16 protein-coding genes, 2 tRNA genes and 1 other RNA gene are annotated in these 21,906 nt (G+C 42.1%); 2 read left to right on the top strand and 17 right to left on the bottom strand.

All coding sequences use genetic code 11. The features are described 5' to 3' along the window. Window positions 1-16 precede the first annotated feature (16 nt). From rny to CDO33_RS07560, 12 genes are all read right to left on the bottom strand, one after another. Complete coding sequence (gene rny, locus CDO33_RS07620; RefSeq protein ID WP_103080647.1) at window positions 17-1,567, bottom strand: ribonuclease Y; 1,551 nt, start codon at window positions 1,565-1,567, stop codon at window positions 17-19. 249 nt (window positions 1,568-1,816) lie between these two features. Beyond that, window positions 1,817-2,473, bottom strand: a complete 657-nt coding sequence (locus CDO33_RS07615; RefSeq protein ID WP_103080646.1) for an ATPase — start codon at window positions 2,471-2,473, stop codon at window positions 1,817-1,819. Between the two features lie 4 nt (window positions 2,474-2,477). Continuing rightward, window positions 2,478-4,469, bottom strand: coding sequence for a YgiQ family radical SAM protein (locus CDO33_RS07610; RefSeq protein WP_103080709.1), 1,992 nt, complete (start codon window positions 4,467-4,469; stop codon window positions 2,478-2,480). A 240-nt stretch (window positions 4,470-4,709) separates the two neighbouring features. After that, entirely contained in the window at window positions 4,710-5,477 is a 768-nt protein-coding gene (locus CDO33_RS07605; protein WP_103080645.1) for a tetratricopeptide repeat protein, read from the bottom strand. A 128-nt stretch (window positions 5,478-5,605) separates the two neighbouring features. Next, window positions 5,606-8,032, bottom strand: coding sequence for an FtsK/SpoIIIE family DNA translocase (locus tag CDO33_RS07600; RefSeq protein WP_103080644.1), 2,427 nt, complete (start codon window positions 8,030-8,032; stop codon window positions 5,606-5,608). 200 nt (window positions 8,033-8,232) lie between these two features. Next, window positions 8,233-8,466 (bottom strand): YlzJ-like family protein, encoded by a 234-nt coding sequence (locus CDO33_RS07595; protein ID WP_103080643.1) that lies wholly within the window; start codon window positions 8,464-8,466, stop codon window positions 8,233-8,235. Further along, the gene (locus tag CDO33_RS07590) at window positions 8,463-9,182 is read right to left on the bottom strand and encodes a ClpP family protease (RefSeq protein WP_422678796.1); all 720 of its coding nucleotides are present in this window, start codon (window positions 9,180-9,182) and stop codon (window positions 8,463-8,465) included. The genes CDO33_RS07595 and CDO33_RS07590 overlap by 4 nt, the downstream gene beginning before the upstream one ends. Before the next feature lie 423 nt (window positions 9,183-9,605). Further along, entirely contained in the window at window positions 9,606-11,024 is a 1,419-nt protein-coding gene (locus CDO33_RS07585) for an NAD(P)/FAD-dependent oxidoreductase (protein ID WP_103080641.1), read from the bottom strand. Between the two features lie 339 nt (window positions 11,025-11,363). Beyond that, window positions 11,364-12,653: a hypothetical protein gene (locus CDO33_RS07580; RefSeq protein ID WP_103080640.1), complete on the bottom strand. Its 1,290-nt coding sequence runs from the start codon at window positions 12,651-12,653 to the stop codon at window positions 11,364-11,366. A gap of 245 nt (window positions 12,654-12,898) precedes the next feature. Then, an RNA gene (gene rnpB / locus CDO33_RS07570) (RNase P RNA component class A) lies at window positions 12,899-13,342 on the bottom strand. A gap of 184 nt (window positions 13,343-13,526) precedes the next feature. Beyond that, the gene (locus tag CDO33_RS07565) at window positions 13,527-14,633 is read right to left on the bottom strand and encodes a Nif3-like dinuclear metal center hexameric protein (RefSeq protein ID WP_103080638.1); all 1,107 of its coding nucleotides are present in this window, start codon (window positions 14,631-14,633) and stop codon (window positions 13,527-13,529) included. Between the two features lie 278 nt (window positions 14,634-14,911). After that, complete coding sequence (locus CDO33_RS07560; RefSeq protein WP_103080637.1) at window positions 14,912-15,619, bottom strand: tRNA (adenine(22)-N(1))-methyltransferase; 708 nt, start codon at window positions 15,617-15,619, stop codon at window positions 14,912-14,914. Between the two features lie 215 nt (window positions 15,620-15,834). Here CDO33_RS07560 and CDO33_RS07555 point away from each other — a divergent pair, with 215 nt between their 5' ends. Then, the gene (locus CDO33_RS07555; RefSeq protein WP_103080636.1) at window positions 15,835-16,038 is read left to right on the top strand and encodes a hypothetical protein; all 204 of its coding nucleotides are present in this window, start codon (window positions 15,835-15,837) and stop codon (window positions 16,036-16,038) included. Window positions 16,039-16,157: 119 nt separating this feature from the next. Here the strand turns inward: CDO33_RS07555 and CDO33_RS07550 are convergent. From CDO33_RS07550 to rpoD, 4 genes are all read right to left on the bottom strand, one after another. Beyond that, a tRNA-Ile gene (locus CDO33_RS07550) sits at window positions 16,158-16,234 on the bottom strand. Between the two features lie 3 nt (window positions 16,235-16,237). Further along, a tRNA-Asn gene (locus tag CDO33_RS07545) sits at window positions 16,238-16,313 on the bottom strand. A 188-nt stretch (window positions 16,314-16,501) separates the two neighbouring features. Continuing rightward, a complete protein-coding gene (locus tag CDO33_RS07540; RefSeq protein WP_103080635.1) occupies window positions 16,502-16,732 on the bottom strand; it encodes a ferritin family protein in 231 nt (76 codons plus the stop codon). A gap of 138 nt (window positions 16,733-16,870) precedes the next feature. Next, window positions 16,871-17,950, bottom strand: a complete 1,080-nt coding sequence (gene rpoD, locus CDO33_RS07535; protein ID WP_103080634.1) for an RNA polymerase sigma factor RpoD — start codon at window positions 17,948-17,950, stop codon at window positions 16,871-16,873. Between the two features lie 275 nt (window positions 17,951-18,225). On the opposite strand from rpoD, the gene CDO33_RS07530 reads away from it, so the two are divergent. Then, window positions 18,226-19,590, top strand: coding sequence for a DDE-type integrase/transposase/recombinase (locus CDO33_RS07530; RefSeq protein ID WP_207655289.1), 1,365 nt, complete (start codon window positions 18,226-18,228; stop codon window positions 19,588-19,590). Window positions 19,591-19,923: 333 nt separating this feature from the next. Here CDO33_RS07530 and dnaG read toward each other — a convergent pair whose 3' ends face one another. After that, on the bottom strand, window positions 19,924-21,711 hold the full coding sequence (dnaG, locus tag CDO33_RS07525) for a DNA primase (RefSeq protein ID WP_103080633.1): 1,788 nt from the start codon (window positions 21,709-21,711) through the stop codon (window positions 19,924-19,926). Between the last annotated feature and the right edge of the window lie 195 nt (window positions 21,712-21,906).

Raw genomic sequence — 21,906 nt, 5'->3', positions numbered from 1 at the left:
TATTATTACAATTTTATTATTTTGCATATTCAACAGATCTTGTTTCCCTTATAAGATTTACCTTTATTTGTCCTGGATATTCCAGTTCACTCTCAATCTTTTTGACTATTTCCCGGGCTTTGATAACCATCTCATCATCCGAAACTTCATCGGGTTTAATAATTATCCTTACTTCTCTTCCCGCCTGTATAGCAAAGCTCTTTTCCACTCCAGGGAACGAATTTGCTATCTCTTCAAGCTTTTCAATACGCTTGATGTAAGATTCCAGCGTTTCCCTTCTCGCACCAGGCCTTGCAGCAGATATCGAATCAGCTGCCTGTACCAGAATTGAAATTATCGATGTCGGCTCTACATCACCATGGTGAGCCAGAATAGCATTTATCACTTCATTTCCTTCTCTATACTTCTTAGCAAGATCGGCACCGATAGTAACATGGGATCCTTCCATCTCATGATCCACGGCCTTGCCTATATCATGCAGCAACCCTGCTCTCTTTGCAAGGTTTACATCCAGGCCCAACTCTGCTGCCATGAATCCTGCGAGGTAGGCAACTTCCTTTGAGTGATTCAGTACGCTCTGACCATAACTGGTTCTGAACTTCAATCTTCCAAGAAGCTTTATGAGTTCAGGATGCAGGCCATGAACTCCGGTTTCAAAGGTTGCCTGATCACCCTCCTGGCGAATGGTGTTTTCCACTTCCTTCTTAGCCTTTTCGACCATCTCTTCGATTCTGGCAGGGTGTATTCTTCCATCTACTATGAGTTTTTCCAGGGTTATCCTGGCAACTTCTCTCCTTATCGGATCAAATCCTGAAAGAATAACCGCCTCGGGGGTATCATCGATAATCAGGTCTATGCCTGTCAAGGTCTCGAGAGTTCTGATATTCCTGCCTTCACGGCCGATTATTCTACCCTTCATCTCATCGTTCGGCAGTGGGACAACAGAAACCGTGGTTTCAGACACATGGTCTGCCGCACATTTCTGTATTGCATACGCAATAATTTCCTTTGCTTTCCTGTCTGCTTCTTCCTTAGCTTTTGCCTCAATCTCCTTTATCAGTAAAGCCGCTTCATGCTTTACTTCATTCTCCACATTCTTAAGCAGATAGTTCTTAGCCTCTTCCACAGTCAACCCGGATATCCGTTCCAGCTCCTCAACCTGTTTTCTGTAAGTCTCAGAGATCTTTTCCTGCAGAGCATTTACCTCTTTGGTCTTCTTATTCAGAAGTTCATCCTTCTGCTCCAGGGATTCCATCTTCTTATCCAGGGATTCTTCTTTTTGAACCAATCTTCTCTCATTTCTCTGAAGTTCGTTCCTTCTTTCCCGGATCTCCCTTTCCAGCTCCACACGGCTTTTGTGGATTTCCTCCTTAGCCTCAAGCATTATCTCTCTCTTACGGCTTTCTGCCATTCTCTGAGCTTCACTGATCATCCTTTTGGCTTCCTGTTCGGCACTGCCTATTTCTGCTTCGGCTACTCTCTTCCGGTATTCTATACCCTTCTTGTAAGCTATAAATGAAGCAAAGACTGCAATTATCAATCCAACTCCCAAGCCCAATAAAATCATGATATAATCTGGTATAGCACACACCTCCTCAATATTCAGTTTTCAATGCTCAAATTACCAAATATCAAAATTTAACAAGCTTCTTAAGATAACGGATTTAAAATAACTTTGGTCGGATAACAATTTCGGTATTTCTTACCAAACCAAAACACAAAGTTAAACACATTATCTACAAGTGGGCAAGATTTGTTATTATAAAAATCCTGCCAACACAATATAGATTAATTTTAAACTCATTCTAATTTTATGTCAAGAATCATTTGAAACACGGCTTATTCCGTCAATCATACCGACTCGGTAACCCTTGTTGGCAATTTCACTTAGGTGCCTGTTATGGGTTACCATTATCACCTGCATGTCGAACATGCTGCTTACCTGCTTGAGAAACTCAGCTACCTGGATTATATAATCCTCGCTCACATGCTTTGCCGGTTCATCCAAAATAAGAGGTCCGCTTATCTCAAGGCTGCTGCAATGGAGCATCGCCACCCTTATCGCCAGGGATATGATATCAATAACCCCGCCGCCCCTTGCATCCTGGGGTTTTGTTTTAATTTCCTCCCCATTGATATTGCTTATTACATAGAATTCCGCTTCCGGCCTGCCCCGGACCTCCTCTATCTCTATTTTGAACTCTATATTCATATCAAATATGAACTGTAAGCAGTTGGTAACTAAAGACTCTATCTGCCTCCTTGACTGCTCCCGGGCATATTCGGATACCTTTTGAAGCAGTATCCTCACCTGTTCCAGCACATCGAGGTTGTTCAACACTTTTTGCAGCGCTTCTTCCAGCTTTGCTTTCTGATCAATCAGAAGGTCCCTTCTGCCCTTTTCATTGAAATAATGCATCTTCAAGCTGTCATACTTTCTTATTACCGATTCCAGTTCCGATGAATAATCCATCTGCTCACCTCTTCTTTTTTCTTTCTCTCAAGCTGCCTGCCCGGCTTTTACCTCCCGTTCTTCCGCCTTTCGCCTTTCCGGCAGCTTTTTTTCTGCCTTCTCCCGTTTTGCTTCCATGCCCCAAGCTGTTTTTTTCCTCCTGCCTTCCGGTTCCGTGCTGCTTTGGGGCTTTAGGAGGCTTTATTAGACAATCCTTGCCATATCCTATCAGGTCTTCCCTTCCTGCCAGCTTCAAAGCCTCATAAACAAGGTTGTAATTCTCCTTTTTTCTGTATTGCAGCAATGCCCTTTGCATGGCTTTCTCCTTTGGAGATTTGGGTACATAGACCTTTTTCATATCCCTGGGATCAAGGCCGGTATAAAACATGCATGTGGAAAGCGTTCCCGGTGTGGGATAAAAGTCCTGGACCTGCTCCGGGGTGTATTTTATCTTATTCAGATATACAGCCAGCTCTACAGCAGCCTTCAGATCGCTTCCAGGATGGCTTGAAATCAAATAGGGAACCAGATATTGCTCTTTGTTAAGCTTTTGGTTTATTTCATAAAACTTCTTCACGAACCTGTCATATACCTCTCTGCTAGGCTTTCCCATCCTGTGCAGCACTCTGTTCACAACATGCTCCGGGGCAACCTTCAGCTGGCCGCTTACATGGTGCTCACACAATTCGGTAAAAAACTCATCGTTTTTGTCCAGCATAAGGTAATCATACCTGATGCCCGAGCGGATAAATATCTTCTTGACTCCGGGCAATTCCCGCAGCTTTCTCAGAAGATCCAGGTATTCGGAGTGATCCACTATGAGGTTTTTGCAAGGCTCAGGGTATAAGCACTGCCTGTTTTTGCAAACACCGCTTTTATCCTGCTTTTCGCATGCTCTTCCCCTGAAGTTGGCTGTAGGTCCTCCCACGTCGTGGATATAGCCCTTAAAATTAGGCAGCATTGTCAGCTTCCTGGCTTCATTGATCACAGACTTCTGGCTTCTGCGCTGTATAACCCTGCCCTGGTGGAAATTCAACGCACAGAAGGAGCATCCGCCATAACAGCCTCTATGGCTTGTTATACTGAACTCTACTTCCTTTATGGCCGGAATTCCTCCATATTTCTCATATATAGGATGGTAGGTCCTCTCGTAGGGCAGAGCATATATCCTGTCCATTTCCTTTTCGCTGAGGGGCATTATCGGAGGATTTTGCACCACATACTTGTCGCCATGTTTTTGTATCAGCGTCCTTCCTGTTATGGCATCCTGCTCTTCATACTGAATTTTAAATGCTTTGGCATATTCCGCCTTGTCCTCCGAAACCTCTTCAAAGGATGGCAGTACAGCATATTTTCCCTTTTTAGCCCCGCTGTCCATATGCTCCTTTATCTCATCGGGCAAATCCTCATAAGATGCAATATAAGCAGTTCCACGAACTTCTTTTATTTCATTCACGGGTATGCCCTGTTTAAGCATGCCCGCAATCTCCAATATGGGCTTCTCACCCATGCCATATACCAATAAATTGGCTCTTGAATCCTGAAGTATTGAACGTCTTACCTTGTCATCCCAATAATCATAATGGGCAAATCTTCTGAGGCTCGCTTCTATCCCACCTATGATGATGGGTATATCCTTAAAGGCCTCCCTGACTCTATTGCAGTAAACTATTACGGCACGATCAGGCCTGTAACCAGCCTTTCCTCCCGGAGAGTACACATCGTCGCTTCTGACCTTCTTACTGGCCGTATAATGGTTCACCATCGAATCTATAACACCTGATGTGACAAGAACTGCATATTTAGGACGTCCTAATATCTTGAAAGCATCAACACTTTTCCAATCCGGCTGAGCAATGATTCCAACCCTGTAGCCTTCCTTTTCCAGGATTCTTGATATAATTGCGGTGCCGAAACTCGGGTGGTCCACATAGGCATCGCCGCTTATCAAGAGAAAGTCCAGCTGATCCCAGCCCCTCTCCTTCATATCTTCTTTTGATATAGGTAAAAATCTCATTCCTTCACCTTTTCCTTTTGTGCTGTATAGGCAATTTATCTGTTGACCGGTGTCTTTCATTTCAAAAATGCCATCATATTATCTTTTTTCCATTTATAACAGATAATAAACTCATCCGGCGTAAATTTAGTACTTTTTATATATCCACTTTAATCATATCCTCGTAATTCCGGTCTCATTATAACACAAAAACCGGAGGATTAAACTACCGGTTTTATTTGGTTTGCTATTACTAATGGCTTACGAAACAATCCGCTTAAACTCCGGACTTTTTTTGATGGGCTCAAAAGCTCTGTCATATCTGGCTTCTATCTTAAGATCATGGTCCAGTTGAACGGCATTTCTCAATGCGTCCACAGCTATATCATATTTTTTAATAAGGGAGTATACGGTGGCAATATCGTAGTAGATTTCACTGTCGGTAAGCTTCACCCCAAATGCCCTTTTAAAGCAGTTCAGAGCTTCATCATACCTTTTTTGCTCAATCAGCGCGCAGCCCATATGATAATAGATAATAATTTCATCCGGCTTGACATCAAGAGCTTTTTTTAGCATATCCACGGCTTCGGCATATCTCCCCTGCTCATACAGCTTCACACCGGCATTATACCGCGTACTCCAGTCCTCCGGCACAAATTTCTCAGCCTTTATGCTTAATGTGTTTTCCGGAATGTCGATTTTGACGGTACTTTCCTCAGCAATATCCGATGCGGTATTATCTATGAGCCTTTCAGCCGATTCCGGCTGCTTCACTCTCCTGATCATGCGGAAGTAATCATATGCAAAAAAACCTCCGGGCAGGAAACATCCAAAAAGCAAGTACAAAGCTTCCAGGGATTCCGATGCGCCTACATTTCCGACAAATCCCAGCGTGGCTATGGTAAATATGCATATCTGAAATCCTAGGGAAATGATATTTATCCATTTCCGTGTGATGTACAGGCGGTGGAACATATAGATTATAAAAAGCAGCATCAGAAAAATCACAAATCCTATTACGACAGTCATATTTATTTCCCCCTTTTATTCCTATTTATACTTATGCGTAAACGGGAGAAAATAATGACAAGCATTTGCCGCCTGATCAGGATTTCACTACGTATTCAGCCATTTCCCGGGAAATGACATCCCATACGCTATTCGCCATTGCTCATTTTCATTTCCTGGAGCTGCTGCCTTGTAATTAGCACCTGGCGGGGCTTGCTTCCCTCGTAACCCCCTACGATTCCTCTTTCTTCCATCTGATCTATTATTCTTGCAGCCCTCGCATAGCCTACTTTAAATTTTCTTTGGATGAGCGAAACAGAAGCCTGGCCGGCTTCGACCACCATCTCAATAGCCTGGGGCAGAAGCTCATCATTATCACCAGGGTCTTTCTCTTCAACTTCCTTTTCACTGTTTATCTTCTCAATAATATCCTCATTATACTCCGCCTTCTCCTGGGATTTAACATATTCCACCACCCGTTCTATCTCACCGTCTGATACAAAAGCTCCCTGAATTCTGATAGGCTTTGGCTCACCTACAGGATAAAAAAGCATGTCGCCTTTTCCCAGGAGCTTTTCCGCTCCGGCCATATCCAGTATGGTCCTGGAGTCTACCTGTGAAGATACCGCAAAGGATATTCTTGAAGGTATATTCGCTTTTATTATGCCTGTAATGACATCCACCGATGGCCTCTGGGTAGCGATTACCAGATGCATGCCTGCTGCTCTGGCCATCTGTGCCAGCCGGCATATCGCATCCTCCACATCATTGGGAGCAACCATCATCAAATCTGCAAGCTCATCTATTATTACAACTATATGCGGCATCATACCCTGCTCGCCCGACTCTTTTTGTATATGGTTGTATCCCTTTATGTCCCTTACTCCCTTTTCTGCAAAAAGCTTGTACCTGTTTACCATTTCCTGCACCGCCCAGTTGAGGGCTCCTGCCGCCTTTTTAGGGTCGGTCACCACAGGTATGAGCAAATGCGGTATGCCATTGTATACGCCCAGTTCAACCACCTTTGGGTCAATCATAAGTAGCTTTACCTCATCCGGTGATGCCTTATATAAAATACTGGTGATGAGGCTGTTTATGCAAACACTCTTACCCGAACCTGTTGCTCCGGCAATGAGAAGGTGCGGCATTTTTGCAATATCAGCTATTATGTTCTGCCCTGAAATATCCTTGCCTAATGCAAAGGCCAGCTTCGACGTAAAACTGGAAAACTCCTTGGAATCTATAACTTCCCTTAAGAAAACCGGAGAAACCTCTTTGTTTGGCACTTCAATACCTACGGCGGCCTTGCCGGGTATCGGTGCCTCAATCCTGACCCCGGAAGAAGCGAGGTTTAAGGATATGTCATCGGATAGATTGACGATTTTGCTTACCTTTACCCCAGGGCTGGGCTGAAGCTCATAACGGGTTACCGTGGGACCACGGCTGATATTTATAACCTTTGCCTCCACACCAAAGCTTTTTAAAGTGTCCTCCAGTTTTTTAGCGCCTTCAATAGCGGCATTCCTGATTTCCTTTATGTCTTTAATCCCATCCTTGTTGTCATTTAACAGCTCAATAGGAGGGTATTTATAAACAAATCCGCTGTTTTCCTGCATTTTTTGCTGAAGCTGTTCCTCGATTTCCCCATCCTCTTTGCTGTCCTTTTCCTTTAAAGCTTCAGCTTTATGGTTATCCGGCCTATTGTCTCCGGATATTTTATCCTCCGTCTTTATATTACTTCTGAAATCGCTTATTACCAGCTCAATGGGCCCTAATCTGTCCGTTTCGTCTTTCATAGCGTTCTTGGCATTATTTTTATTCTTTTCCCTCAACTCCCTGGAAGCCTTTTCACTCTGAAAGTCCAACAGCTTCGAATCCGTTTTGAAATCAATATCCGTTCCCTCCGGATAGCCTTCCAAATCTTCCTCTTGTTTTCCTCTTTTTCCTGCAAGCCTTGCCACAGCTTTAACAGCTGCTGCGAGCCTTTCAAACATCTTCACAAAAATATCTTTCACATTTCTCGCAAAATTAGCAATAGACATGTTGGTCAGTAAAATAATATCAATTATAGAAAGGGCGGATATGATTATTATGGTGCCCAAGGTTTGAAAAGCCAGCAAAAAGGGTGTGCTTATAAGGCCTCCCAAAATACCTCCGCCTTTCAATTTAATGCCGTCTTGAATAAACTTGTACAGACTGCCTCCGGGAGTTAAATTCTCATAATCCTTACGGTTGAAGAAGGCAGTCTGGATCAGTGATGATATTAAGGCCAACAGGATAAGTCCATAAAGGTATCTGGCCTTCAGGGTATTATCATTCTTCTTAAATATCATCATTATGCTGTAAAAAGCAATAGCTGGAGGCAGTATAAAAGCAGGCATTCCAAAAAGGCCAAGGAGGATTTCCTTCAGCAGCTTTCCAAATATCCCCACCGATTGGGTGTAGTAAAGGCTCAATCCTGCAAGCACCCCGGACGCCAACACCAATATTCCCATTATTTCATTGTTATATTTTTCCAACGAAATGCTCTCATCTTTTTTTCTGTATCTCTTCTTTTGTGTCTTTTTTACTTTCAAAATTACACCCCCGAAAATACCTACATGAGCAGTTATAAAGGATTGTTATACATACAACCGAACATCTTAGCCTTTTTCACAAATTGCATGCCGCCCAAAAAAATAAAAAAGGCCAGTGAATATCACTTTCAAACAGCTTCAAATCAATAGCTGCCATTATATTCACTAACCTTCAATATATCATATTTTTCATAATTTTACTATAGGTTTCTGCCGTCCAGCATAGCTCTATCGATAACCACTCCCGGCTGCAGCTTCGGATTCAGGTAAGCTTTTGGAGAGGTGCTTATGATCCGGTTTATGACATACCTGTTGTCCTGCGTCGGGGATACAATAACCTTCTCCCCTATGTACTCCATTTCCAAAAAAGTTGAACCGGAAGAGTCGTCATTTTTGAAGACTATTTCCCACGGTACAATTGAGTAAAGGATCATTGCAGACCACTCTCCGTTTTCCCTGAATTTCTTTTTCTTTGCCTGTAGATGCTTATCAGTTCATAAAGTTTCTTCAAAGCCTGTGACAAGCCGCCCATTTCGTTTATCAATCCTGTTTTTACCGCTTCCTCCCCGAAGAGCACAGTCCCTACATCATTTGCCAGTTCTCCAGTCTTCAGCATGAGGCTTCTAAAATCCTCCCTGGATATGTTGGAGTTTTTGGCAACAAACTGGACCACCCTCTCCTGCATTTTATCGAAATACTCATAGGTCTGAGGCACTCCTATAATCATGCCGCTTAAACGTATCGGGTGTATGGTCATGGTAGCCGACGGCGCAATAAATGAATAGTTGGTTGCAACAGCCATAGGAACGCCAATGCTGTGGCCTCCCCCCAACACAAGGGATACTGTGGGTTTTGACATGCTGGCAATCATCTCAGCTATTGCCAGTCCCGCTTCCACATCACCGCCCACCGTATTCAGCACAAGCAGAAGTCCTTCTATTTCTTCACTCTCTTCGATAGCTACCAGCTGCGGTATCACATGCTCATACTTTGTGGTTTTGTTATGGGGCGGAAGGATAATATGGCCTTCTATCTGTCCTATTATGGTAAGGCAGTGAATATTGCCTCTCGCACTTGATACAGTAGTATTTCCCAATTCCTTAAGGTTGTTTGTATCGTTGCTTCCTTCCTTTTCTTCCCTCAACCCTATATCATCGGCAGCATTTCTGCCGAAGGATACTTTGTTTTCCCCTTGCAATTAATCACATCCTCTTATGCTATAAAATTGTTTCCTCATATTTGATGTTCCTATGAATAGTATTTTATAAAATGTAAAAAAAATACGAAGGCATTGGGATGTAAAACACATATAAATATAGTGCAAGTTTCTGGAATGCTATCTTCCTGCTGCTTTGCTTATATAAATTATGTGCTGGCTTTGCGGAAACAGGGGTGAGTTAAGCTTGGAGATATAGAAAGGGTAATTTAAGGTTTCAAGCTTGTATATAGTCTAACGTATTTGTTATCGATTCTACCTCTTTACTCGGAACTCCGCCATCAAAAATGCCAGCACATCAAAATATTTTATTTTGTAAATATTTTTTTTATAAATATTGGTTCATCAATTTCATCTCTAATGCTCCGACAATTTAGCTATCCTTCTTGCCAGATACACTCCGTTTGCTCCCGCCTGCATGAGTCCTCTGGTGATACCGGCGCCGTCTCCTGCAACATAGAGTTTTTTAATGTTGGTCTCAAAATCCCTGTTGGTTTTTACCTTGTTGGAATAGAACTTGACTTCAACTCCATACAGGAGTGTCTCATCGCTGGCAATGCCTGGAACAATCTTATCCAAAGCCTCTATCATTTCTTTGATGTCCAGCATGATCCTGTATGGGAACACAAGGCTCAAATCCCCTGGAACCGCATCTTTAAGCGTAGGCACTATATTGTTTCTCATAAGCCTTTCCTCTATGGTTCTGCGGCCTCTTTTAAAATCTCCGTAGCGCTGAACGATTATCCTGTTGCCTGCCAGCATGTTGGCTAGCTTAGCAATGGATTTTCCATATTCTATAGGCTCATTAAAAGGCTCGGTGAAATGCTTTGAAACCAGCAGTGCAAAGTTCGTATTGTTCGTTTTCATATCCTTTGCCTTATAACTATGCCCGTTCACCACGGCAAGATTATCTTCATAATATTCGGTGGTCACTTCGCCGGAAGGATTCGAACAGAATACCCTAACCTTGTCGTCAAAAGTCGGTGTGTGATAAATCAGCTTGCTTTCATACATCGTCTCATTTAATTCTTTCATCACTTCGTTTCTGACTTCCACCCTGACTCCTATATCAATAATTCCGACTTCTGATTCTATCCCATATTTGTCGCACAGCACCTTAAACCAGTCTGAGCCTTCCCTTCCAACTGCCACAATTACATTGTCGGCATAGTATTCCCTGTCGGCAATAACTCCTTTTGCCACACCGTCCTCTATGATCAGGTCCTCCACAGGATTTCTGAAAAGTATCTCCACACCGCTGTCTAAAAGGTGTTTTTGAATTTTCACATATATGTTATAGCTCTCTTCAGTACCAAGATGCCTTATTGGGCACTCTACAAGCTTAAGATTGCTTCTTATCGCCTTTGTGCGTATCTCCTCGATTCTTTGGGGATTATCAATCCCATATACATTTCTGTCGGCTCCAAAGGACAGGTATATGTCATCAACATAGTTGATGAGTTCCTGGGTTTCCCTGTAACCGATATGCTCAGGCAGGGTTCCGCCCACATCCGGCGACAAGCTTAATTTACCGTCGCTGTATGCGCCGGCTCCCGAAAACCCGGTGGTTATATTGCATGGATTGCAGCCAGCACACCGGCCTGTTTTTCTTTTCGGGCACACCCTTTTTTCAATTGAGCTGCCCTTCTCCAGTATCAGAATACGGCTTTCAGGATTGATTCTTTTCATCTCAAGGGCGGCAAAGATGCCTGCGCTGCCGCAGCCGACAATTATTACATCATATTTTTCTGGTGTTTGATTTCTTCCATTCTTCATGCAATTTATACCTCCCTAAACATATTATACCATAACCCTTGGGCTATATAACGAGCAATGGTACAAGCAGGTTGTCTGATACATGCAAACCGGAGCATGAACTTTTCAGATAAGTTTCCGGGGCACACAAAAAAACCCTACAGAGTCACTGTTAAGTGACTCCGAAGGGTTTATCTTCGTGTAGGATATTCTCCCCATGCTGCTCGCATATGCTTAAGCATGCTCACTCCGAATGGTATTATGCCTCATTTATTTCATCTTGTCAATACCGGATTTGCATTTTAACTTTGCAGAAGACTTTTTTTTATATCGTTTAATTGAAATGTGCAAGGATATTATCTATTCCAATACCTTCCACACGTTATTCTCCTTACCCAGAGAAATTCCGGCGGCAAACTGGTAATTGAAATCACCACGCTCAAAGGTGGTTTCAATCAGGAACTCCTCGCTCGGCTTGACGTCTACTTTAAACTTCTGATCTCCTATATGCACAGTAACAGGTTTAAAAATATTCAGCATTTTTTCATTGAGCAGGATTGTGAAGCCTCCCTTTAAGTTGGCAGTATCTATGATAACACTGTTTGCTTTCGGGTCCAGACTGGCTTTTATCTCACCCTCGGTTTCCTCTTCCGGGTTGTTCAGGCGAAGCCAATAGAAGGAGTTTACATCCCGCAAAGAAGCGCGGGTAGACAGATCCCATACAATCTTCTCAGGGTATGGATTTCTCTTGAATCTGGAAACCCAATCTATGGCGTTTGTATTAGCCTCAAAGGTCAATCGGTTATTTTCAGTCCTCCATGCTTCCAGATCAGCTATTACCTTTTGGTTGTTTCTCATTGCGTGATTATCATAGAAATTGTGGGGTTTATTATAGTGGATGAAAGTTTGATGGTAATAACCTCCTTCCGCCTTCTCCAAATCTGATAATATACCGTCATATATAGCTGCCTGCACATTCCTTTCATATGCGGTGTCTTTCTCCCCAACCTGGATGGCAAACGGAAGGTTTCGAACATTCTTCATGGATACGCCATTGGGATGTCCGGCAGACATATTGGCTGCTGCGAAGCGGTCTGCCATGCGGGGAGCAATCTGATAAACTCCGTCGCCTCCGGCTGAAAAGCCTAAAATATATACACGGTTTGGGTTTACATTAGCAAACAGTATCATATTCTCTATGAGCCTATCATAAAGGGGATACGACTCATCATTGAAATGGGTATTCCAGGTGTCCCGCACTCCTCTGACTGCAACATAAACGCCATTTTCAACGCTGTTACGGTAATAGATCTTCATATGCTCCCACTGCTGGTCATTGACTTCCTTTGGGGCATTTCCACCTCCATGAAGAGTTATGTACAGAGGATAACCATCTTCAGGCGCTTCTCCGATGGTAAACATTTCATAACGCATGGTCACCTCTCCGTATTTCAGTTCTTTGCTTTCAAACTCATTTTTGCGTTCAGGATCTTCTGATACTTTTTCAACATATGAGTTCCATACCTTACTTCTGATATCTGCAATATTACCGGCCTTTATGGTTTTCTCGGCCTGCCCCGATGAACATCCCGGGATTGCAAGAGTCATTGCTGCAACGGACAATAATAGTTTTGAGTACTTTTTTATCATTGAGTATACCCCCCTGGAAAATAGCAAAATTTAATCTTTATAATTTTTCTAGAGTTTCTCCAGGTCTTGTGCTGTAGCCCATCTGGTAAAAATTGTATAGACTTCTGGAAACCCATACCTATACAATAGCATAGATTATGTAATTCGGCAATTATTTTCAAACTAAGGCTTTTTATCCATGTTACTTTCCCTGATTGCCGCATGACACAAAACCACCTGGCAAACGCCGGTGGTTTTGTTATCAAGATATGAGTAAGTCTATAAGCCGGGTTCTGTATTAGACAGTCATCTATCTAGGCATTACATTTCTGCAATGCTCAAGCCACCTACTCGGGACAGGCGGGCAACCTTTAACGTCCCTCTACGGTGTTGCTCCAGGTGGGGTTTACATAGACCGGCAAGTCGCCATGCCGCTGGTGAGCTCTTACCTCACCTTTCCACCCTTACGCTCCAGAGAACAGAAAACAGATGCCGGAAATCAGATTAAGAAATAGCTTTGAACGCATCTGAACTAAGAATTTTCTGCTCTCCGATCCCTGTTTTCTGCTCCCTGGAACGCGGTATATCTCTGTTGCACTTTCCTTGAAGTCGCCTTCACCGGGAGTTACCCGGCACCTTGCCCTGTGGAGCCCGGACTTTCCTCATATACGGCCTTTCGGCACTGTATACGCAACTGTCTGGCTTACTCATCAATATTAATTTTTATGTTAACAAAAGCACAATACCGTGGGATTCATTCCCATATCACATCCGGTACATGCCGAAAATTCAGTCATGCCCTGCGCACTCCGCACGCATTGGCTTCCTCATTATATGTTAACTGTGATTATCCGTTCGTCAGCTTTACTATTATAGCGCTCCGATATGTTAAAGTCAACTGAATTTAAATGGATCGCTTTCCACTTGGCTGGCAATGACATCTATATCTCTGAAAGTATCTTTAAACAGCTTCATAACTGCTGGAACAAAAATTTTTTCTGTATTAAAGTGTCCGGCGTCAACCACACACAATCCCATTTCCGTCATATCCACCGCTGTATGGTATTTTATGTCCCCGGTCAGCAGAACATCGGTTTTTTCTTTTAAAATACCTGAATAATCTTCATCAAAGCTGCCGCAAAAAACACCTACTTTTGATACAGTATCCGGCGATGGCCCTATCACCCTTACTGTGCTCACTTTCAGCTTCTCCTTCACCATATCTATGAATTCCTCAAGCTTTAGCGGCTGCTCCAGATATCCCACTTTGCCCATGCCGTACTCCATTCCCTTCAGCTCGGTCAGATATATGTCATATGCCACTTCCTCATAGGGATGGGCTTTAATCATCGCTTCCACAACCTTTTTCAACAGGCTTTCGGGAACTATTGTTTCAAGCCTGTACTCATTTACCTTCTCCAGCTTTCCCTTCGCACCAATATATGGATTGGTACCATCAAGGGGTCTAAAAGTGCCGATACCCCCTGCCATGAATGAGCAATCGCTGTAATTTCCTATCCAGCCTGCCCCTGCACTGCACATGGCGTCCCTTACATCGTCAACCTTATCTTCCGGTACAAATACCACCACTTTATACAGTTTTTCCTGCTTGTAGCACCGGAGGTTCTTAACATCTTTAAGATCTATGATTTCCGCCAGCCGGTCATTCAGCCCTCCATCGGCCACATCAAAATTAGTATGGGCGCAGTATACATTTATATTGTTTCTAATAAGCTTGTAAATGACCTTGCCTTTTGGGTCGTCCTCATTTATACGCTTCATGCCTCTGAAAATCAGCGGGTGGTGCGACACTATCAGGTCAACCCCTTTTGCAGCAGCTTCATCGGCAATTTTCGTGGTGACATCCATGCATACCATTATGCGCTTTACTTCGTTTTCCAAGCTTCCCAGCAGCAGCCCCACGTTGTCCCATTCCTCTGAGAGCTTCACCGGAGCCTGACTTTCCATTAACTTTGCTATATCTTTGCATTTTACAGCCAATCCAATTCCTCCTTTGCGAAGCGAATTTGAGCTTCCCTGTTTTTAGGTATCTATCTTGGGATTCGTATTCCGATGGTATTGATATCTACCGATCTATTACATCAACCGATGCCATTAAATTACCCTGAAAGTATTCAGCTTTTTCTTTCGTGCGAGCCTTTTGCTTCTATCTGATTAAAACTCATAACTATATCACGGTTTACTATTAAATTTATTGCTTGTTATCAATTCTATTGCTTAACTCTGAACTCCGCTGTCGAAAATTCCAGCACCACAAGCTAACCTAAAGTTTTTTCATCCAGCATACCGGATATTCTTTTCAACTCATCTCTCTGCCAGACATATCTATTGAGGATATCCCTGTTTCTTTCGCCGGACTTTAAAAGCTCGTTTATTGCCTTGTCCATCTGCATTATTTTTTTGTCAATATAAGGCTTCAACAGCGGGTCTCTTTTCTCTATGAGCTTTGCGCCTATATACAAGCTTATTGGGTCCATTTTCAACCTGTTGCCTGTCCAACGCACCGACATAACCGAATATATTTTTCCGCCGTCTTCTACCATTTCTTCGTCATAGATGTCAAAACCATTGTCATACAGCCATTCCCTAAGTATTTCATGGGAGTTCATGGGCTGAAGTATGATAAAAGCTGCCTTTTTGGCCTTGGTAATCCCTTCGGCAAGTATATTTTTTATCAGCTCTCCCCCCATGCCTGCAATGATTATCCCATCAGCTTCATCCTCAGGAATGGTTTCCAGTCCATAGCCCAGTCTCAACTCTATTTTATCACTTAAACCATAACGCTCAATATTCTCTTTAGCAGCCTTTAAAGGTCCCTTCCTGACATCGGAGGCCACAGCTCTTTTACATACACCATTCAGCACCAGATGAATGGGTATATATGCATGGTCGGTGCCGATGTCACATGCAATATCACATGAGGATACCTTTTTAGCAATTAATCCCAATCTTCCCTTTAACTCCATAATATGCTCCTTCGCATGCCTGTAGTTATGCAAAACCCGTACTATATTATATCAACCCTTCATCAATTTCAACCTAGCGCTTCGATAAACCGGAGCTTTGCATTGCAAAACTTTTGTACCGGCGCATAACCAGTCATCAATTATTTTTCTCTATTATGCGCATACTAATATAAATCTTTTAAAGAATACAATACTTTTAAGGAGTTGGCAACAGGATGTCAGGTAATTTAAAAGGAAAAAGGGCGAAAGATTTCGAAGCACCGATGGACTCAATAATACACAATACCGATTTTTGCAGCAGCTATATGAGCAAAACCGGCTTGATCGGTTCCGTAAGCATTACACCACAGCATTTTTCTAAAGATGAATATGACAGCTTTTGGCAAATGAAAAGGTATGCTGCTTCAAATAAAGCTTAAAGCTTCTCCTCTGATAATAACCTTTGGAGAAGCATCAAAATGTATTTGCGAAAAAAGCTTTTCAGCAGATTTTTTCCTGAGCATATAAAAATAAGGAATTCTAACGAATTCCTTATTTCTGGTGGGCCTTCAGGGACTCGAACCCCGGACCAACCGGTTATGAGCCGGTTGCTCTAACCAACTGAGCTAAAGGCCCGAATGGCTCCTCAAGTAGGACTCGAACCTACGACCCTGCGGTTAACAGCCGCATGCTCTACCGACTGAGCTATTGAGGAATATTTAATTAGTGCCGGAAACCTTGTTTCTCGCGAACACAAATAATATTATACTTACGCTCCGGCACCTGGTCAATATTTTTTTTCGCCTTTTGAGTCATTTATTCAAAATTATCTCCTAGTTGCTATATTTCACGCTCTTACATGAATTAAGGCTTTTATTTTCTACTCTTCAGGCTTATCCCGAATTAATTCTGATTGCGCTTTTTATACTCCAGAAGAAGCTCCCTCAATTTAGAAGCATGCATCCCCTCAGTTTCTGCAAACTGCTTGAATACTTCCTTTACCTTTTCATCTTCTATCCTTTTGGAGTACATTTCATAGTCTCTTACCAGTTCCATTGAATTTTCCCATGCTCTCAAAAGCCTGTCATAGGTCGTGATCTCTATTTCATTCCTGTTGGTTTCATCAATAGGCATCTTGTTTTCCTCCCGATTATTTTGCTTTTTACGGTCAACCAAATGTAGACCGATGCTATTAGTTAGTTTGCCAACAGCCGCTTTCTTTATCCATGTTATAATTTTACACAAAAAAAACTCGATTTTATATCGAGTTTTTTAATCAAGATAATCCTTTAATTTTTTACTTCTGCTGGGATGCCTCAGCTTTCTTAAAGCTTTGGCTTCTATCTGCCTTATTCTCTCTCTGGTAACATTAAACTCCTTACCCACTTCTTCCAAGGTTCTGGCCCGGCCGTCATCCAAGCCGAATCTCAGCCTCAAAACCTTTTCCTCCCGGGGTGTCAAGGTATCGAGAACATCTATCAGCTGCTCCTTAAGCAGGGTAAAAGCCGCTGCTTCCGCTGGTGCCTGGGCGTCATCATCGGGTATAAAATCGCCCAGATGGCTGTCTTCCTCTTCACCTATAGGAGTTTCAAGGGAAACAGGTTCCTGGGATATTTTCATTATCTCCCTTACCTTATCAACAGACATATTCATTTCCTTTGCAATTTCTTCAGGCATAGGTTCTCTTCCCAGTTCCTGAAGGAGCTGCCTTGAAACCCTTATGAGCTTGTTTATTGTTTCTACCATGTGAACAGGTATCCTAATTGTACGGGCCTGATCTGCTATTGCCCTTGTGATTGCCTGCCTGATCCACCATGTAGCATAAGTACTGAATTTAAATCCTTTTTCATAATCAAACTTTTCTACAGCTTTGATTAAACCTAAATTTCCTTCCTGGATCAAATCAAGAAAAAGCATGCCTCTACCTACATATCTTTTGGCTATGCTGACAACAAGCCTGAGATTCGCTTCTGCGAGCCTCTTCTTGGCTTCCTTATCTCCTTTTTCCATTCTTTTTGCCAGTTCTATTTCTTCCTCAGCCGAAAGCAGAGGTACTTTTCCTATTTCCTTCAAATACATACGGACAGGGTCATCAATGCTTATGCCTTCGGGGATAGATAAGTCGAGATCCTCCTCTGTAAGCTGTATATCCTCCATTTCAGACTCTATGTCCCCTACAACGTCAATTCCCATATTTTCCACTGTCTCATAAACTTTTTCGATCTGCTCCGGCTCAATCTCTATCTCTTCAAAGGCATCCATTATTTCTTTATATGTCAGCATGCCCTTTGCCTTGCCTCTTTGTATCAGATCCTTAAGCACTGCTTTTCTGTTCTCATTGGTCATTTTCATAAGCTCCCCCCCTTCTTATGGAAGGGTAGTGTCAAAAGTTTTGATATGCTTTTGACCTCTAACCCTTGGTTTTACTTGCTTTTATATTATTAAGGGTTTTACCCTCATTTAACTGGAAATTAAGAATGTATAGAAAGGCAAAGGTACTTGCCCTTTTTTTGGTATAATGTTGTTGCTGGACAACCCCCAAAGAAAGGAGTTAAGTACCTTTGAACAACATTATAACAGTTTTACTACTATACATTCAAATACAAGCTAAAATTATCATTTACCTCATGTGTGCACTCTTTAGTAAAGGATCCGTCCGCAAGTACTACGATGAGCCTGTTAGGAAGCCTTACCGCAAGCTTGTGGTGGATACCATGCCGATTATTGAGACACTTGAGAAGCTTGATTATAAGCAGCTTATTTCAAATCATCTCAAGGAAACCGGTAAGCTTATAACCCCTATTACAAGGAGAAAAGCTTCTACAGTCCCTGATACTATGGCCTGCCCAAGATGTGGAGCTCCTCATGAATACCTTTACGACAATACCGGTGGTAAAGGCCAGTACTTATGCAAAGTCTGCAAGTGCACTTTCAACAAGAAAAACCGTTACCTAAAAAATCTCATCTTCCTCTGCCCCCACTGTGGAAGGACACTGGAACTTAAGAAAGAGCGTAAGGACTTCAACGTACATAAGTGCACCAACTCCAAGTGCCCCTATTACCTTGACAGGCTCAATTCCATGTCCGAGGAAGACAAGCAGCGCTACAAGTCTTCTCCACATGATTTCAAGCTCCATTACATCTACAGGGAGTTTGATATTGACTTTGAGCCTTTGGTAAGAAAGCCTTCCCAGCCTCCGAGTGTAGATATATCAAGGCTTTATGTCTCTCCTCACGTCCTGGGGCTGATACTTACATACCATGTCAATTTTGGCCTTTCTACCCGGATGACAGCTGCCCTTATGCGTGAAGTACATGGTGTAAGTGTTTCTCATCAGTCGGTATCAAATTATGCCGATGCTGTTGCCACAAACATTAAACCCTTCATTGACAACTACAAGTATGATCTCTCAGATTCCATCTGCGGGGATGAGACGTACATAAAGGTTCTGGGCAAATGGCATTACGTATTCTTTATATTCGACGCAGTAAAGAAGATTATCCTCTCATACCCCGTCTCTGCCAACCGTGATGTTAAAGCTGCAATTTATGCTCTTGACGAAGCATTGTCCAAGTTCGATAAGCTTCCTGAGGATCTTACCCTGATCTTTGACGGGAACCCTATTTACATGCTTGCTCAACACTATTTCGCCCAGTACGGCATCCACTTTGACATAAAGCAGGTAATCGGTCTTACCAACGACGACCCTATCTCCGAAGAATACAGGCCTTTAAAGCAGATCATCGAAAGGTTAAACCGCACCTTCAAGGGAAACTACAGACCCACCAACGGTTTTAACAACTATGCAGGTTCAGTATCCTTCCTTACACTGTTTGTAGCCTACTTCAACTTCCTAAGGCCTCATTCCTCTCTGGAAGGCAGGGTGCCGGTGGTCTTAGAAGAGCTCAAAGACCGGCCTAATATGCCTGCCAGGTGGGTTACACTCATTAAAATGTCCCAAGAATACATCAAAGCCCAACAATCTGCTTAAGGAACGAAATTCATCCTCTTATTTTTGTAGCATAGCATAGCAAAACAGTCGCCGCCGAACCTGTGGAGTTTGTGGGTAACCCGCTGATTTGAGGGGTGTGGGTAACTTGTGTGATAAAGTGTTGGCAACACGCTTTTCGTTGCCAATGCTTTATCCACTTGTTATCCATGCCTCGGGCGGGTTATCCATCAAATCCACAGGTATTATATTCCCATGGTTTTTCTTGTTGCTTATTTGGTTTCCAATGTGCATATTTGGTAAATACTCTCATTTCTGGCGTCAAAATTTTATTCTTTCATAGAACTTTTGACACTACCTTATGGAAGTATATCTCTATATGCTTTTTCTCTTCATTACTAATGAATTCAACTCTATTTTTAATCTTTCAACATCTCCTTCATCTAAACTTTTATCATTTTTTAATATATCGAGAATTTCCTTCTGCCTTCTTTCTATCTTGTAAAGCTTAATACTCCTTATTTTCTCCATTATTGCACTTTTATTGTCATCACAGTGGCATTCTTCATTGATCAGCCTGGAAAAAACATTGGCCGTAGTTTCATCCAGCAGGTTGAATAATTCGGCAGAAACTATTCCTTTGTTGCTTTCTAGCTTTTCAAATACTATTTTTGCTACTTTAATGTTATTTTCATCAGTAAAATCATCAACAGTCAGCCTGTCTTTTACCAACTTATAAAGAGAGTTATCCAGGCACATAAGTGCCAATACGAACTGTTCATCATGAACCAATTTATCGTCCTTTTTACTACTCCCTTCCTTGACAGGCCTGTTTTCAAAAACACCACTATTTACAACTACTTTTCTAAAGCCGCCTTTTGCTTTAGTTTTTTTTGAAATTTCAGCAAACAAGGATTCTTCACTTATTCCATAATCCTTTGCAATCTTTTTTACATACATCTCTAATTCCACACTGTTATCTATCTTGGACAAAAGAGATGCCGCTTTATTCAAAAAGCTGATCTTTCCTTCTGTGGTACTGGTATCTATCTGATTCTTTAAAATCTTAATCTTGTATTCTATCAACGAAACAGCATTGTCAACCAGTTTCCTAAAGCCATCGACTCCATTTTTCCTGATATACTCATCAGGGTCCTTGCCCTGAGGTAAAAGCAGAACCTTGACATTACATCCTATATTGCTGAGCAAATCCAGGCCTCTCATTGTTGCTGCTTGTCCTGCCGTATCTGAATCGTAGGAAATCACTACTTCTTCAGCATACTTCTTGAGCAATCTTCCCTGACTTTCAGTCAATGCTGTTCCCAATGATGCCACAGTATTTATTATTCCACTCTGATGCAGGGATATTACATCCATATAACCTTCAACAATGATAATCCTTTTTTCACCCGAGTTTTTGGCAAAATTTAGCGAATATAAATTTCTGCCTTTGTTATAAACCAGCGTTTCAGGAGAATTCATGTACTTAGGCAGGGACGAATCCGTTACTCTTCCTCCAAAGCCAATAACATTCCCTCTTAGATCAAATATAGGGAACATTATCCTCCCTCTGAAACGGTCATAAAACCCACCTTTTTTACTCTGCAATATCAGGCCGCTTTTTAATATATCAGATTCCTTATAACCTTTGGATACGAGATATTTTAGCAGTGAATCCCATTCCTCTCCGGAATAGCCAAGGCCAAACCTTTTTATTGTCCTTTCATTTATACCTCTATTTTTAAGGTATGACACTGCTTTCTCATTATTTCCTAAATTGTTAAAGAAAAAACGTGCCGCATCAGTATTGATCTTTATAATTTCCTTCCTTAATTTTGCCCTCTCTAGCTCTTCCTCATCCCCTCCTTCGGGCAACTGAATTCTGGCCCTGTCCGCTAGAAGTCTGACTGCATCTATAAAGCTCAAATTCTCCACATTCATTACAAAATTTATTACATTTCCACCTTTGCCACAACCAAAGCAGTAAAATATCTGCTTTGCAGGCACTACACTAAAAGATGGCGTCTTTTCCTTGTGGAACGGACATAAGCCAAAATAATCCTTTCCCTTCCTTTCGAGCTTTACATACTCAGAGACAACATCAACTATATCGTTGCTAATTCTAACTTCTTCGATTACTTCCTCCGGATAGCTATTATACATCTCTTACCTTTCACTACCCTTTTTAATTACATTTGATTGTAATCGGGTTCTAGTTAATAAATACTTGTTCGACATATTTGTGAATATTCCTTCTTTTTTATTAAATTGATTAAGGTTTCTATGGCTAAAAGCCTATCTTCCCGACGGCACAAAACCTCCGCATGAAAACAAAGCATTTCTTAAAACAAAAAAACA

It is taken from the genome of Clostridium thermosuccinogenes, assembly GCF_002896855.1.
GTDB classification, from domain to species: Bacteria; Bacillota; Clostridia; order Acetivibrionales; family DSM-5807; genus Pseudoclostridium; species Pseudoclostridium thermosuccinogenes.
This window is presented reverse-complemented; position numbering and strand designations above follow the sequence as displayed.

Bases quoted from the DNA above. Each gene is read 5' to 3' on its own strand.
- rny (WP_103080647.1), bottom strand. From the start codon at position 1,567: ATGATTTTATTGGGCTTGGGAGTTGGATTGATAATTGCAGTCTTTGCT.
- CDO33_RS07615 (WP_103080646.1), bottom strand. From the start codon at position 2,473: ATGGATTATTCATCGGAACTGGAATCGGTAATAAGAAAGTATGACAGC.
- CDO33_RS07610 (WP_103080709.1), bottom strand. From the start codon at position 4,469: ATGAGATTTTTACCTATATCAAAAGAAGATATGAAGGAGAGGGGCTGG.
- CDO33_RS07605 (WP_103080645.1), bottom strand. From the start codon at position 5,477: ATGACTGTCGTAATAGGATTTGTGATTTTTCTGATGCTGCTTTTTATA.
- CDO33_RS07595 (WP_103080643.1), bottom strand. From the start codon at position 8,466: ATGATCCTTTACTCAATTGTACCGTGGGAAATAGTCTTCAAAAATGAC.
- CDO33_RS07585 (WP_103080641.1), bottom strand. From the start codon at position 11,024: ATGAAGAATGGAAGAAATCAAACACCAGAAAAATATGATGTAATAATT.
- CDO33_RS07580 (WP_103080640.1), bottom strand. From the start codon at position 12,653: ATGATAAAAAAGTACTCAAAACTATTATTGTCCGTTGCAGCAATGACT.
- CDO33_RS07560 (WP_103080637.1), bottom strand. From the start codon at position 15,619: ATGGAGTTAAAGGGAAGATTGGGATTAATTGCTAAAAAGGTATCCTCA.
- CDO33_RS07555 (WP_103080636.1), top strand. From the start codon at position 15,835: ATGTCAGGTAATTTAAAAGGAAAAAGGGCGAAAGATTTCGAAGCACCG.
- CDO33_RS07540 (WP_103080635.1), bottom strand. From the start codon at position 16,732: ATGCCTATTGATGAAACCAACAGGAATGAAATAGAGATCACGACCTAT.
- rpoD (WP_103080634.1), bottom strand. From the start codon at position 17,950: ATGAAAATGACCAATGAGAACAGAAAAGCAGTGCTTAAGGATCTGATA.
- CDO33_RS07530 (WP_207655289.1), top strand. From the start codon at position 18,226: ATGTGTGCACTCTTTAGTAAAGGATCCGTCCGCAAGTACTACGATGAG.
- dnaG (WP_103080633.1), bottom strand. From the start codon at position 21,711: ATGTATAATAGCTATCCGGAGGAAGTAATCGAAGAAGTTAGAATTAGC.